This window comes from Streptomyces sp. WAC 04229, from assembly GCF_003947455.1.
Classification (GTDB): domain Bacteria; phylum Actinomycetota; class Actinomycetes; order Streptomycetales; family Streptomycetaceae; genus Streptomyces.
This window is the reverse complement of sequence record NZ_QHJH01000194.1, coordinates 1-13,543: the sequence shown is the minus strand read 5'-3', so window position 1 is coordinate 13,543 and position 13,543 is coordinate 1. Positions and strand designations below refer to the sequence as shown.

11 protein-coding genes and 2 pseudogenes are annotated in these 13,543 nt (G+C 72.7%); 6 read left to right on the top strand and 7 right to left on the bottom strand.

The genetic code is table 11. The features are described from left to right. Positions 1-3 precede the first annotated feature (3 nt). Positions 4-2,862 carry an FAD-binding and (Fe-S)-binding domain-containing protein gene (locus DMH12_RS31985; protein ID WP_125494883.1) on the bottom strand — a complete coding sequence of 953 codons (2,859 nt, stop codon included), beginning with the start codon at positions 2,860-2,862 and terminating at the stop codon, positions 4-6. Positions 2,863-2,973: 111 nt separating this feature from the next. On the opposite strand from DMH12_RS31985, the gene serC reads away from it, so the two are divergent. Then, positions 2,974-4,092, top strand: a complete 1,119-nt coding sequence (serC, locus tag DMH12_RS31980) for a phosphoserine transaminase (protein ID WP_125494882.1) — start codon at positions 2,974-2,976, stop codon at positions 4,090-4,092. A 76-nt stretch (positions 4,093-4,168) separates the two neighbouring features. On the opposite strand, the gene DMH12_RS31975 is transcribed toward serC, so the two are convergent. Further along, positions 4,169-4,717: a hypothetical protein gene (locus tag DMH12_RS31975; protein ID WP_125494881.1), complete on the bottom strand. Its 549-nt coding sequence runs from the start codon at positions 4,715-4,717 to the stop codon at positions 4,169-4,171. A 25-nt stretch (positions 4,718-4,742) separates the two neighbouring features. Between DMH12_RS31975 and DMH12_RS31970 the strand changes: the two genes are divergently transcribed. After that, positions 4,743-5,939 carry a methyltransferase domain-containing protein gene (locus DMH12_RS31970; RefSeq protein ID WP_125494880.1) on the top strand — a complete coding sequence of 399 codons (1,197 nt, stop codon included), beginning with the start codon at positions 4,743-4,745 and terminating at the stop codon, positions 5,937-5,939. 6 nt (positions 5,940-5,945) lie between these two features. On the opposite strand, the pseudogene DMH12_RS31965 reads toward DMH12_RS31970, so the two are convergent. The 4 genes and pseudogenes from DMH12_RS31965 to DMH12_RS31950 form a co-directional block, all read right to left on the bottom strand. Further along, positions 5,946-6,487 (bottom strand): annotated as a pseudogene (locus DMH12_RS31965) (LuxR C-terminal-related transcriptional regulator); the annotation flags it as partial. 1 nt (position 6,488) lies between these two features. Next, positions 6,489-6,821: pseudogene (locus DMH12_RS31960) on the bottom strand (hypothetical protein); the annotation flags it as partial. A gap of 114 nt (positions 6,822-6,935) precedes the next feature. Beyond that, complete coding sequence (locus DMH12_RS31955) at positions 6,936-7,763, bottom strand: ABC transporter permease (protein WP_125494879.1); 828 nt, start codon at positions 7,761-7,763, stop codon at positions 6,936-6,938. Beyond that, positions 7,760-8,752: an ATP-binding cassette domain-containing protein gene (locus DMH12_RS31950; RefSeq protein WP_125494878.1), complete on the bottom strand. Its 993-nt coding sequence runs from the start codon at positions 8,750-8,752 to the stop codon at positions 7,760-7,762. Before DMH12_RS31950 ends, DMH12_RS31955 begins: the two co-directional genes overlap by 4 nt. A gap of 90 nt (positions 8,753-8,842) precedes the next feature. Here DMH12_RS31950 and DMH12_RS31945 point away from each other — a divergent pair, with 90 nt between their 5' ends. Then, entirely contained in the window at positions 8,843-9,658 is an 816-nt protein-coding gene (locus DMH12_RS31945) for a TetR/AcrR family transcriptional regulator (protein WP_125494877.1), read from the top strand. On the opposite strand, the gene DMH12_RS31940 is transcribed toward DMH12_RS31945, so the two are convergent. Next, positions 9,632-10,609 (bottom strand): WD40 repeat domain-containing protein, encoded by a 978-nt coding sequence (locus DMH12_RS31940; protein WP_125494876.1) that lies wholly within the window; start codon positions 10,607-10,609, stop codon positions 9,632-9,634. The genes DMH12_RS31945 and DMH12_RS31940 overlap by 27 nt on opposite strands. A gap of 121 nt (positions 10,610-10,730) precedes the next feature. Between DMH12_RS31940 and DMH12_RS31935 the strand changes: the two genes are divergently transcribed. The 3 genes from DMH12_RS31935 (at position 10,731) to DMH12_RS31925 (ending at position 13,485) form a co-directional block, all read left to right on the top strand. After that, complete coding sequence (locus DMH12_RS31935) at positions 10,731-11,411, top strand: GDSL-type esterase/lipase family protein (RefSeq protein WP_125494875.1); 681 nt, start codon at positions 10,731-10,733, stop codon at positions 11,409-11,411. A 124-nt stretch (positions 11,412-11,535) separates the two neighbouring features. Next, positions 11,536-12,774: a sensor histidine kinase gene (locus DMH12_RS31930; RefSeq protein ID WP_125494874.1), complete on the top strand. Its 1,239-nt coding sequence runs from the start codon at positions 11,536-11,538 to the stop codon at positions 12,772-12,774. Positions 12,775-12,810: 36 nt separating this feature from the next. Beyond that, positions 12,811-13,485 carry a response regulator transcription factor gene (locus tag DMH12_RS31925; RefSeq protein WP_125494873.1) on the top strand — a complete coding sequence of 225 codons (675 nt, stop codon included), beginning with the start codon at positions 12,811-12,813 and terminating at the stop codon, positions 13,483-13,485. Positions 13,486-13,543 lie beyond the last annotated feature (58 nt).

The following is a 13,543-nucleotide window of genomic DNA, read 5'->3' as shown; positions in this document are numbered from 1 at the left end:
CCGTCACTCCTCCCCCAACCGCTCCGCCAGCACCTCCGCCAGGTGCCGCCCCCGCACCCCCGCCAACTGCTCCAACTGCGTCCGGCACGAGAAGCCGTCCGCCAGGACCACCGCGTCCTCGGGTGCCTCGCGTACCGCCGGCAGGAGCCGGTCCTCCGCGCAGGCGGCCGAGACGTCGTAGTGGCCCTTCTCGAAGCCGAAGTTGCCGGCGAGACCGCAGCAGCCGCCGGTCAGCTCGCCGGTCAGGCCCGCCGCCTCGCGCAGGCGGCGGTCGGGGGCGTCGCCCAGGACCGCGTGCTGGTGGCAGTGGGTCTGGCCGGTGACCGGGCGGTCCACGGCGGGCGGGGCCCAGTGGGGGGCGTGGCGTTCCAGGGCCTCCGCGAAGGTCAGTACACGGGCGGCGAGCCGAGCCGCCCGGGGGTCGTCGTGGAGCAGCTCCGGGAGGTCCGTGCGCAGGGCGGCGGCGCAGCTCGGTTCCAGGACGACGACCGGCGCCGACGTCTCCAGCACCGGGGCCATCAGGTCCAGCGTGCGCCGCATCACCGCGCGGGCCTGGTCCAGTTGGCCCGTCGACACGTACGTCAGTCCGCAGCAGACCCGGCCCCGGCGGGTCGACAGCAGCGCCGCCGACGACGTCGACGTGCCGTCGCCCACCCGGGCGCGTCCGCGCAGCGTCGGCGGCAGCGCCACCCGCAGCCCCGCCGCCTCCAGCACCCGTACGGCCGCCCGGCCCACGGACGGCGAGAGGTGTTCGGTGAAGGTGTCGGGCCAGAGGACGACCAGGTCGCCCGTACGCCCGGGGTCCGCCGCGCGCCCGCGCCACCAGCGGGTGAACGGCTCGCGGGCCAGGCGGGGCAGGTCCCGCTCGGCCGCGATGCCGCCCAGGCGCTTCGCCGCGGCCGCCAGGGGGCCGACGGAGGCGAGCGCGTTGACGACCGGCGCCATCCGCACCCGCGCCGCCCAGCGCAGCCACACCGGCAGCCTGCCCATCGCGTAGTGGGCGGCGGGGCGGCGGCGCCCCGCGTAGTGGTGGTGCAGGAACTCCGCCTTGTACGTGGCCATGTCGACCTCGACCGGGCAGTCGGAGCGGCAGCCCTTGCAGGACAGGCACAGGTCGAGCGCGTCGCGGACCTCCGTCGACCGCCAGCCGTCCGTCACCAGCTCGCCCGCGAGCATCTCGTGCAGCAGGCGGGCGCGTCCGCGGGTGGAGTGCTCCTCCTCCCCGGTCGCGCGGAAGGACGGACACATCACGCCCGTGCCCGACACCGACGTCGTACGGCACTTGGCGACCCCCACGCAGCGCCGTACCGCCGCCGAGAAGTCACCCCCGTCGGACGGGTAGCCGAACGCCACGTCCACCGGCTCGCGCGGCAGGACGGAGAAGCGGAGGTTGGTGTCCAACGGCGCCGGGCGCACCAGCATGCCGGGGTTGAGGAGGTCGTCCGGGTCCCAGACCGCCTTGGCCCGCTCGAAGAGCGCCACCGTCTCCTCCCCGTACATCCGCGGCAGCAGTTCCGCCCGCGCCTGCCCGTCCCCGTGTTCGCCGGAGAGCGAGCCCCCGTGCGCCACGACGACGTCCGCCAGCTCCTGCGAGAAGCGGCGGAAGCGTGCGACGCCCGTGTCCGTCAGCAGGTCGAAGTCGATGCGTACGTGGATGCAGCCGTCGCCGAAGTGGCCGTACGGCGTGCCGCGCAGACCGTGCGAGGTCAGCAGTGCCCTGAAGTCGCGCAGGTAGGCGCCGAGGCGGGCCGGGGGCACCGCGCAGTCCTCCCAGCCGGGCCACGCCTCCGACCCGTCCGGCATCCGCGTGGCCGTACCGCTCGCGTCCTCCCGTACCCGCCACAGCGTCCGCCGGCCCGCCGGGTCGGTCACCACGCGCGCGTCGACGACGTCGGCCGCCCGCACGATCGCGTCCGCACGCGCGCGTGCCTCCGCCTCCGAGTCGCCGCCCGTCTCCACGAACAGCCAGGCCCCGCCCCGGGGCAGCCCCTCGGTGGACGGCACCAGGTCGGCCGCCATGCCCTCCACCGTCAGCGGGCCGTACGGCAGCAGCCCGGCCGCCGCCTCCGCCGCGCCGGCCTCGTCGGTGTAGCCCAGCACCGCCAGCGCACGCGCGCGCGGTGCCTCGACCAGCCGTACGGACGCCTCGGTCAGCACGCCCAGCGTGCCCTCGGAGCCGCAGAAGGAGCGGGCGACGTCCCCGCCCCGCTCCGGCAGCAGCGCGTCCAGCGCGTAGCCGGAGATGCGGCGGGGGAGGTCGGGGAAGCCGGTGCGCAGACGTGCCAGGCCGCCGTCCACGAGGTCGCGCAGGCCGTCCGGCGCCCCGGCCCACTCCGGCCCGAGCCGGAGCCGCTTCCCGCGCGCGGTGAGCACCGTCAGCTCGCGCACGCTGTCGGCCGTCGTGCCCCACGCCACCGAGTGGGAGCCGCACGAGTTGTTGCCGATCATGCCGCCGAGCGTGCACCGGCTGTGGGTGGAGGGGTCGGGGCCGAAGCGCAGGCCGTGCGGGGCGGCGGCGTCCTGGAGGCGGTCGAGGACCAGGCCCGGCTGGACCACGGCCGTCCGCGCCTCCGCGTCGAGGGAGACCAGCCGGTTCATGTGCCGGGTGAAGTCCACCACCACGCCCGTGCCGGTCGCCTGCCCGGCGATCGACGTGCCGCCGCCCCGCGCGACGACCGGCACCGCGTGCTCCCGGCACACCTCCAGCACGGCCGCCACGTCGTCGGCGTCTCTGGGCGCCACCACGCCGAGCGGGACCCTCCGGTAGTTGGACGCGTCCATCGTCGTCAGCGCGCGGGAGGTGACGTCGAACCCGACCTCGCCGCGGACGGCCCTGCGCAGTGCTGCCTCCAGATCGGTCATGTCATCCAGCATGGGCTCTCGTCGTTCCGTACAGGTCCGCAAGGCGGAGATCTCGTCTCATCGGACGGACATGGCTTCGCCCGGTTTGGCCGACGGGATACCCTCCGGCACGTGGCTGAGATCCAGATTCCTGCTGACATCAAGCCCGCGGACGGTCGATTCGGCGCGGGTCCCTCCAAGGTGCGGGTGGAGGCGCTGGACGCCCTGGCCGCCACCGGTACGTCCCTCCTCGGCACCTCCCACCGACAGGCTCCGGTCAAGAACCTGGTCGGCAAGGTCCGCGAGGGCATCCGCGAGCTGTTCCGGCTCCCCGACGGCTACGAGGTGATCCTCGGCAACGGCGGCTCCACCGCGTTCTGGGACGTCGCGACGCACGGCCTGATCGAGAACCGGTCGCAGCACCTGAGCTTCGGCGAGTTCTCGTCCAAGTTCGCCAAGGCCGCGAAGCTCGCGCCCTGGCTGGCCGAGCCGACCGTCGTCTCCTCCGACCCGGGCACCCACCCCGACGCGCACGCCGAGGCCGGTGTGGACGTGTACGCGTTCACCCACAACGAGACCTCGACCGGTGTCGCCATGCCCGTCAAGCGGGTCGCCGGCGCCGACGAGGGCTCCCTGGTGCTGGTCGACGCGACGTCCGGCGCCGGCGGTCTGCCCGTCGACATCGCCGAGACCGACGTGTACTACTTCGCCCCGCAGAAGTCCTTCGCCTCCGACGGCGGCCTGTGGATCGGCGTCTTCTCCCCGGCCGCGATCGAGCGCGCCGAGCGGATCCACGCGTCCGGCCGCCACGTCCCGGAGTTCTTCTCCCTCCCGACGGCGATCGACAACTCCCGCAAGAACCAGACGTACAACACCCCGGCCCTCGCCACGCTCTTCCTGCTGGGCGAGCAGCTGGACTGGATGAACGGCCAGGGCGGCCTGGACTTCACCACCGGCCGCACCAAGGACTCCTCGACCCGCCTGTACACCTGGGCCGACGAGTCCAAGTACGCCACCCCGTTCGTCTCCGACCCGGCCAAGCGCTCGCAGGTCATCGGCACCATCGACTTCGCCGACGACATCGACGCCGCCGCCGTCGCCAAGGTGCTGCGCGCCAACGGCGTCGTCGACACCGAGCCGTACCGCAAGCTCGGCCGCAACCAGCTGCGCGTGGCGATGTTCCCGGCGATCGACCCGGCGGACGTCGAGGCGCTCACGAAGTGCGTGGACTACGTGATCGACAAGCTGTAGCCTCCGGCGGCGGCACGTGAAAGGGCGCCCGGCGGATGATCCGCCGGGCGCCCTCCGCACATCCGCGGGCCCCGCGCTACTCCTCGCCGAACAGCTCCTCGGCATGCGTCACGCTCAGGGAGCGGTCGAGCCAGGTACCCAGCACGTCGAGGTCGGTGCAGTCGGCGACCCTCTCCCGGACGGAGTCGGAAACCTCGATACCCCGCACCTCAAGGATGTGCAGGATGTCCTCGGCCTTGCCTTCCGCCTTGCCCTCGCTCTGGCCCTTGGCTCGGCCTTCGAGCCAGGACTCTTCGACGATCGTGTTGCTGCCCGGAAAGTTCGGGGTGTAAGTGGCCATCAGATGCCTCCAGTAGTCACGACCCGGGCCCTCACCCAGACCGATCTCGACGATCTCCGCCCAGTCCACACGGTCCACGTCCCCGGCCTCTTCCGCCTCGGCGCTGTCCCTGGACCCGGACCTTTCGGCGTCGTCCGCCACTCCTGACGCCAGCGCGTCCAGTATTGCAGTCAGCCCCGGATCCTTGGCGTGCGCGAGCGCGGAGAAGACGGCGACTCCGAGGTCCCGGGCCGCCTCGTCCGCCTCGGTGATCGCGGGAAGGGCCCCACGACTTGAAGCTGACACCGTGTGAGGACCTAGCGTTTGCCTCGTGAACGACGGGACGTGGTGGACGGTGGGTGATCTGGCACTTGCGACCGGGGTGTCGGTGCGGGTGCTGCGTCACTGGGACGCGTTGGGCGTGGTGTCGCCCGAACGTGCGCCGAGCGGCCACCGTCGTTACGGCCCCGCACATGTCACCCGTCTCTACCGGGCGATGGCCCTGCGCCGGACCGGGCTGGGGCTTCGGCGGATCGCCGCGCTGCTGGACCAGGAGGATCCGGACCCGGCGGCGACACTGCGCGCCCACCTCGACGACGTCGAGGAGGACCTCGAACGGCGAAGACAGCTCCGCGACCGGCTCCGGGCCGCCCTGGAGAGTCCGAAGTCGGTCCAGTTGATGAAGGTGATCGAGACCATGACCATGTTCGAGCAGTACGTGCACGGCTACCGCGCCGAGGAGAGCACACGTCTCACGGACCAGGCAGACGCCCTCGTCGAGCTGCTGCACGGCGACACCCGCTTCGGGCCCGGCGAACGAGTCCTGGAGATGGGATGCGGCGTGGGCGCCCAGACCGCCACCCTGGCATCGCGGAGCCCGCATACGGACTTCGTGGCAGCCGATATCGCCCCGGAATCACTGAAGTCGGCCTCACGTCGCGTCGCCGCCGCGGGTCTGACGAATGTCGAGTTCGCCGAGAAGGACGTGTTCGCCCTTCCCGAGCATGAAGGCGGCTTCGCCGAGGCGTCCTTCGACCACGCCTTCGTATGCTTCCTGCTCGAACACCTGCCCTCTCCCGTTGACGCGCTGCGACGGCTGCACCGCCTGGTCCGGCCCGGCGGCACGATCACCGTCATCGAGGGCGACCACGGCTCCACCTATTTCCATCCGGACGACGCATCGGCCCGAGCGGCCATCGCGTGCCAGGTGGCCCTGCAGCGCCACGCCGGCGGCGACGCACTCATCGGCCGACGGCTCTTCCCCCTGCTGCACGAGGCGGAGTGGTCGGACGTCGCCGTCACCCCTCGCACGGTCTATGTCGACGGCAGCCGACCGGAACTGGCCGACAGCTTCACCAGACGCACCTTCACCGCGATGATCTCCGGGGTCCGAGAGCCCGCCGTCGCGGCCGGGCTGATCGACCCGCGTACCTTCGACGCGGGGATAGCCGCCCTACGACGCACGGCCGAACCCGACGGAGTGTTCTGCTACACGTTCTTCAAGGCGGTCGCACAGCGCCGAGCCTGACGGACCTCAGGCCAGCCCCGCCCCGATGGCGCGGCGGACCGCTTCGGCGCGGTCGCGGATGTGGGACTTGGCGAACAGGTTGTTGATGTGGGTCTTGACCGTGGCCTCGCTGATGAAGAGTTTCTCGGCGATGCCCCGGTTGGACAGGCCCTGGCCGATCAGGGCGAGGACCTCGCGTTCGCGGGGTGTGAGGTCGTCCGGCAGGGGCCGGCCGGCAGGTCCCGGAGCGGGCGCCTTGGCCCTGGCCGTCGCCAGCAGCCGGTTCTGGACCTCTCGGTCGAGGACGGACTGCCCGGCGCCCGCGGCGCGGATGGCCCGGGTGATGTCCTGGCGTCCCGCGTTCTTGGTGAGGTACCCGCGGGCGCCCGCCCCGAGCGCGCCCAGGATCGACTCGTCGTCGGCGAAGGGGTCAGGACGACCACCGCCACCTCCGGATGCTCCTCGGTCAGGCGGCGCGTGGCCTCGATGCCGTCCATCACGGGCATGCGCAGGTCCATCAGCACCACGTCGACCGGTCCGGCGGCGACGGCCGCCAGTACTTCGCCGCCGCACCCAGACCTGGAAGCCCATGCGGGCGCCCATGCCCAGCACCCACAGGAGCGCCGACACGGCACCGGCCTTGATCACGAGGTGTCCGTCGAGTGCCCGGATCCGGGTGTGGACGCCGCCCGCGACGCCGAGCGCGGCGCCCACGGCCGTCAGGGCCGCGATCAGCACCAGGTCGTTGCCCGCGGTCGGCACGGAGTCCAGGTACGAGTACGCCACGAAGGCCACGATCCCCAGCGGGATCAGGAAGGTCTTGCGGTCCAGCCGGGACTCCCGCAGCTGCCGGAAGACGACGAGGACGAGGACGGTGTCGGTGATCCACTCGGTCGTTGTCATGCCCTCAAAGCTGCTCGGACGCGGCTCGCGACACCTGGACCCACGGGTGGAGCCGGGGGTGGAGTTCCGCCGCCCTCCCGGTCTCCACCCCCGGCCCGCTCCTCCTGGACGCCCCTACCGGCTCAGCCGCTGGAACCGCCGTACCGCCAGCGGCAGGAAGACCGCCGTCAGGATCACCGGCCACACGACCGCCATCAGCAGCGCGTGCTGCTCGATCCACGTGTCGCCGCCGCCGACCGGGGTGCCGAACAGGTCGCGGGCGGCCGCCGCCGTGGAGGAGATGGGGTTCCAGGCGGCCACCCAGCCCAGCCAGTCGGGCATGAGCTGCGGGGCGACGAAGATGCTGGAGATCATCGTCAGCGGGAACGCCACCGCGAACAGGCCGCCCGCCGCCTCCGGGTTGGGGACGAGCAGGCCCAGCCACACGCCGATCCAGATCAGTGCGAACCGCAGCCACAGCAGCAGCCCGAACGCGGCGAGAAAGCCCCATCCGCCGTCCGGACGCCAGCCCATGGCCATCGCCGTCAGCATCATGATGGCCAACTCGGCGCAGGCGACCAGCAGGTCGGTGACGCCGCGTCCGGCCACCACCGCGGAGGAGGCCATCGGCATGGAGCGGAAGCGGTCGATGACGCCCTTGGTGGAGTCGTAGACGACGAGCGTCGCGGTGTTGATGAAGCCGAACGCCATGGTCATCACGAACATGCCCGGCATCAGGAAGTCCTTGTAGTCCCCGCCGCCCGGCACCGTCATCGCGCTGCCGAAGACGTAGCCGTACAGGAGGACGGAGAGGATCGGAAAGCCCAGCTGCCAGGCGATGTTGACGGGCTGGCGCTGGTAGTGGAGCAGGCCGCGGCGGACGAGGTTGCCGCAGTCGGCGAGCAGCCAGTACAGACGCCCGCGACCGCCTCTCTCCCCAGTCGTCAGGTCGAGGGCGCTCATGCGGTCACCATCTCCTTCTCCGCACGATCCGTGCGATCCGTGCGATCCGTGCGGTGTCCGGTCAGGCGCAGGAACACGTCGTCGAGGCTCGGCCTGCGCAGCCCGATGTCCTCCACGGCGACGCCCTCGTCCTGGAGGGTGCGCGCCACCTCGGTCAGCGCGGACACCCGGTCGGTGACCGGGGCGTGCACGCGCAGCGTCTCCTCGTCGGCCTCGGGCTCGCCCTCGCAGACCCGGGCGACCACCTTCACCGCCCGCGCCAGGTCGGCCCGTTCGGCGACCACGACCTCGACACGGTCGCCGCCGACCAGGTTCTTCAGGCCGTCCGGGGTGTCGTCGGCGATGGACCGGCCCTGGTCGATGACGGTGATGCGGGAGGCCAGCTTGTCGGCCTCCTCCAGGTACTGCGTGGTCAGCAGCACGGTCGTGCCGCCCGCCACCAGGGCCCGCACCGATTCCCAGACCTCGCCCCGGCTGCGCGGGTCGAGGCCGGTCGTCGGCTCGTCCAGGAACAGGACGGACGGGGCGAGGATCATCGACGCGGCGAGGTCCAGGCGGCGCCGCATGCCGCCGCTGTACTTGCCGACGCCCCGGTCGGCGGCGTCGGCCAGGTCGAACTGGTCCAGCAGCTCGACGGCGCGGGCCCGGGCCCGGCGGCCGCCGAGGTGGAACAGGCGCCCGAACATCTCCAGGTTCTGCCGGCCGGTGAGCACCTCGTCCACCGCCGCGTACTGGCCGGTCAGGCCGATCCGGGCGCGCACCTCGCGCGGCTGCCGGGCGACGTCGAGGCCGGCCACCTCGGCCCGGCCCCCGTCCAGCCGGATCAGCGTGGACAGGATGCGTACCGCCGTGGTCTTGCCCGCGCCGTTCGGCCCGAGCAGGCCGTGCACGGTGCCCTCGCGGACGGCCAGGTCGAAGCCGTCGAGGGCGTGCTTCTCGCCGTAGCGCTTCTCCAGGCCCTCGGCGCGAACCGCGTGTCCGTCGCTCATGGGTCCCCCTCTCACTCGCCAACTGAGTACACCGTACCCGATTACGCGTACGCCGTACCCAGTTTTTTCCCGCAGCCCTAGACTGACCCCATGGCGAGCGGCACGGAGACCAGCGGCAGCGGCGACATCGCCCGCACCCTCGAACTGTTGTGGGACACCGGCCCGCGTCCCAGCCGGGGACCCAGGCCCGGCCTGACGCTGGAACGGATCGTGGAGGCCGCCGTGCAGGTCGCGGACCGGGAAGGGCTCGGCGCCGTCTCGATGCGCCGCATCGCCACCGAGCTGGGCACCGGCACGATGTCGCTGTACCGCTACGTCCCCGGCAAGGGCGAACTGATCGACCTGATGCTGGACCGCGTGCAGCGCCCCTCCGAGAACCCCGCCGAGCCGGGCGACGACGGCTGGCGCTCGGCGCTGCACGCCCTGGGCCACGCCACGCTCGCCCTCTACCGCCGCCACACCTGGCTGCTGGAGGTCAACCAGTCCCGCCCCATCCTCGGCCCGAGCGCGCTGGACGGCATGGAGAGGGTGCTCACCCGGATCAAGCCGATGGGGCTGACCGACCCCGAACTGCTGTCGGTGATCCTCCTGGTCGACGGGTACGTCGTCGGGGCCGCCCGGACCCAGGTGTACGCGGAGGAGGCCGAGCGCACTTCGGGGCTCACGGACGCGCAGTTCTGGGAGGCGCAGGAGCCGACGCTGGTGAAGGCCATGACCAGCGGGCGCTACCCCGTCCTGGCCGGGATGTCGGAGGACACCTTCGGCCCGGGCTTCGACCACTTCGAGTTCGGCCTGCAGCGCATCCTGGACGGTCTCGAGGTCTTCGTGGCCGCCCGGAACGCGGCACCGGTCCCCGCCGCGGACACCGGCACCGACTGCTCAGCTCCGCCGGAACAGCCGTCGTAGCCCGAAGAGCGCGAGGCACGCGACGACCAGTCCGGCCGCCCCGACCTTGAGCGTGTCCCCGCCGGGGACGCCGGAGTCGGAGTCACCCCCGCCCGAGGCGTCCGGACCGCCCCCGCCCGAGGAGCCCGCGCCGGGCGCGTCCTGGGCCTTGACCGGGCTGCTCGCGCCCTCCATGCCCAGCAGCAGCTTCGCGCCGTCGGTGGTGTAGGTGACGGACTCGCCCTGCCCGAGGGGCACGCTGATCCGGTCCTTGCGCTGGATCTTCCCGCCGTTCCAGTCGTACCAGATGCCCCCGAGGTAGCCGCGCACGGCGAGCGACCTCCCGTCCGGGGAGAACGCGGCGTCGGTGGCCCAGAGGTCGACGGGGACGGTGGGCCTGAAGACGTTGGTGCCGGAGGCGGAGAGCTTCGCCGGGCCCTCGTAGAGGTGCCCGCCGTCCTCGTTCTTGTCGATGAGGTAGACCCGCCCGGTCTTCGGGTGGACGGCCATCGACTCCGCGTCCCGGGCGCCGTCCGCGTACTTCACGACGTACTGCGTCGCCTTGACGGTCTGGTCCTTCAGTTCCTTCGGCTCGGGCAGCTCGTAGATCCACACGTACGGCCAGGTGCCGCCGAGGTTGTCCCCGATGTCGCCGACGAAGATCCTGTTGCCCGGCCCGACCGCGATCGCCTCGACGTCGCGGGGCTTGCCGACGCCGGAGAGGGCGACGCGGGCGACGGTCTCGCCCGTGGCGCCGTCGACGGCGTACAGGTAGGGCCCGTTGTCCTGGTCGTTGTGGGTCCAGTAGACGCCCGGGTGGAGGCGGGAGGCGGCGAGGCCGCTCGACTCGGTGATGCGCGGGTCCTTGATCGTGAACCCGTCGCTCCCGGGGACGCCGTCGGCTGCGGAGGCGGGCACGGCGAACGCGCCCACGAGGAGGGCCGCGGCGAGGAGGGCGAGGGGTCGGCGCATGCGCCAAGCCTGCCATCCCGCGCGGGCGTTCACGCGGACGGTCACCCTGGGTGGCCGGGCTCACATCCCGGGTGGCCGGGCCCACGTCGCGCCGGCCGGACCGATCGTCCATGATGAGCGGATGCTCAGGTTCATGTTCGTCGGTGACTCCATGACGATCGGAAGCGCCGGCGAACACACGTGGCGCTACCGGCTGTGGCAGCACCTGTGCGCCTCCTACGGCCGCCCCTTCACCTGCGTCGGCCCGCGCGAGACGCTGCACGACCAGGTGACGGACGCCCCCACCTCGTACGCCTACGCCGAACCCGCTTTCCCCCGCGCCCACCTGGCCGGCTGGGGCGAGGGCTGGCACCACATGACGCCGCTGATCGCCGAGACGGTACGGGAGTACCGCGCGGACGTGCTCCTGGTCTCCCTGGGCCTGATCGACCTCGGCTTCTACACCAACGCGGAGCAGACCGCCGACAACGCCCGCGCCTTCGTCGCCGAGGCCCGCTCGGCCAACCCGCGCGTGCGCATGGCCGTGATGCCGGTGCTGCACAACATCCGGGTGGACGCGGACCCCGCCTTCGCCGGGCAGGTCCACCGCTTCAACGAACTCCTCGCCAAGACCGTCGCCGACCTCGACGAACCGCGCTCCTCCCTGCTGCTCGTCCCGCCGCCCGCGGAGTACGCGTTCCACGCGGACACGTATGACGGCACCCACCCGAACGAGAGCGGCGAGCACCGGATCGCGGCGGCGTTCGCCGAGGCGATGGACGAGGGGTGGGGTATCGGCGGGCCCTACTCCGCAGCCGCGTAGATCCTCGCGCAGACCACCGCGTAGACCGCCGCGGTCACCCGGCCCCACCCCCTACCGGGGTATCACTACGACCTGGCTCCGCAGGGTGACGCCGCGCCCCCGACCCGCACATAGGCTGGCGCCCATGACCTCAGTCGAGGAGGGTCGCCCTCGCCCGCTGCTCGCGAGGGCTTCGCGGCGGTGGGTGCGGCTGCTGCCGTGGGCCGTGGCGTTCGTGCTGTCCGTCGCCCTGCTGCCCACCACCATCGTGGTCCTCACCGCCGACTACGGTCTGGGCGGCGGCCTCGCGAGCGCGCTGGCCGTCGCCCAGGCGGCGCCGCTGCTGCTCGCCGTCGTACACCCGCTGCGGGCCTGGTACGTGATCTTCACCGCGGACGTGGCCGGGGCACTGGCCCTGCTCACCGTCGACTTCGAAGCGCGCCTCCTGTGGCCGTTCCCGCCCATGGGCATCGTCGGGTACATCGGCCTGTGCCTCGCCCTCGGCCTGCGCGAGCGGCGCCGGACGCTGCTGCTGGTGTGGCTGGCGACGGCGGCCGCCAACGTCGGCCTGGGCTTCGCGGCGCCCCACGCCTTCGGCGCCAAGGGCCTGTTGCTCACCATCCTCGGGGGCGTCGCGCTCCTGCTGGGCGGTGTGCTGCGCGAGCGGCACGAGGTGCAGCGCAGGCTGGCCGAGCAGGAGACCATCAGCGAGGCCGAGCGGGGGCGGCGGACACTGCTGGAGGAACGTGCCCGCATCGCGCGCGAGCTGCACGACGTGGTGGCGCACCACATGTCCGTCATCACGGTGCAGGCGGACACCGCCGAGTACCGCCTCGCGGCGCTGCCCCCGGACGTGCGGGAGGAGTTCACCTCCATCGCGGCGACCGCGCGGGAGTCGCTCGGCGAGATGCGACGGCTCCTCGGCGTGCTGCGCAACGAGGAGGCGCACGGCGAGCTGGTGCCCCAGCCGGGTCTCCCGCAGATCGCGCAGCTGGTGGAGGCGACCGCGAGGACCGTCGGGCCGGTGGAGTTCAGCCCCTGCGACGCCGAGGTGCCGGAGGCGGTGGGCCTCTCGGCGTACCGGATCGTCCAGGAGGCCCTCTCGAACGTCGTACGGCACGCGCCCGGTGCCGCGACGCGGGTGTCGCTGTCGGTGTCGGCGCCGGTCGCGGACGGCGGGGACCGGCTCACCGTCCTGGTCGTCAACGGACCGCCGCCGAAGCCGTCCGCCGCGCCGCTCGAGGTGGGCGGCACCGGTCACGGCCTGGTGGGCATGCGCGAGCGGGTACGGATCATCGGCGGCACCCTCGACGCGGGGCCGCTGCCGGACGGCGGGTTCCGGATCGCCGCCCGACTCCCCATGACCGAAACCGACTCTCCCTGACTGAACCCGACTCCCCCCGACCGAAGAGGACTTCACATGACCACGCGCGTCGTGATCGTCGACGACCAGGCCATGGTGCGGGCCGGTTTCGCCGCACTGCTGGCCGCGCAGGCCGACATCGACGTGGTGGGCGAGGCGCCCGACGGCGCTCAGGGCGTCGAGCTGAGCCGGCGCACCCGGCCCGACGTCGTGCTGATGGACGTCCGCATGCCGGAGATGGACGGCCTGGAGGCCGCGCGCCGCCTCCTGTCGCCCCCGCCGGGCGTGACCCACCGGCCGCGCGTGCTGATGCTGACCACCTTCGACGTCGACGACTACGTGTACGAGGCGCTGCGGGCGGGCGCCAGCGGCTTCCTGCTGAAGGACGCGCCGCCCGCCGACCTCATCGCGGCCGTACGCGTCGTGGCCTCGGGCGACGCGCTGCTCGCCCCCTCGGTGACGCGCCGCCTGATCGCGGACTTCGCCCGGCAGCGCCCCGCCGCCCGGGGCAGACCCGCACTGCGCCTGAAGGCCCTCACGGAACGCGAGACCGAGGTCCTCACCCTGGTGGCCCGCGGCCGGTCCAACACGGAGATCGCCCAGACGCTGGTACTGGCCGAGCAGACCGTGAAGACCCACGTGAGCCGCGTCCTCACCAAGCTCGACCTGCGCGACCGCGCCCAGGCGGTGGTCTTCGCGTACGAATCGGGGCTGGTGGCACCGGGCGAGTGACCCCCGGCAGGTCCCGTTCCCCTCCTGCTCCCTCCTCCGCCACCCCCTACCCCGGTAG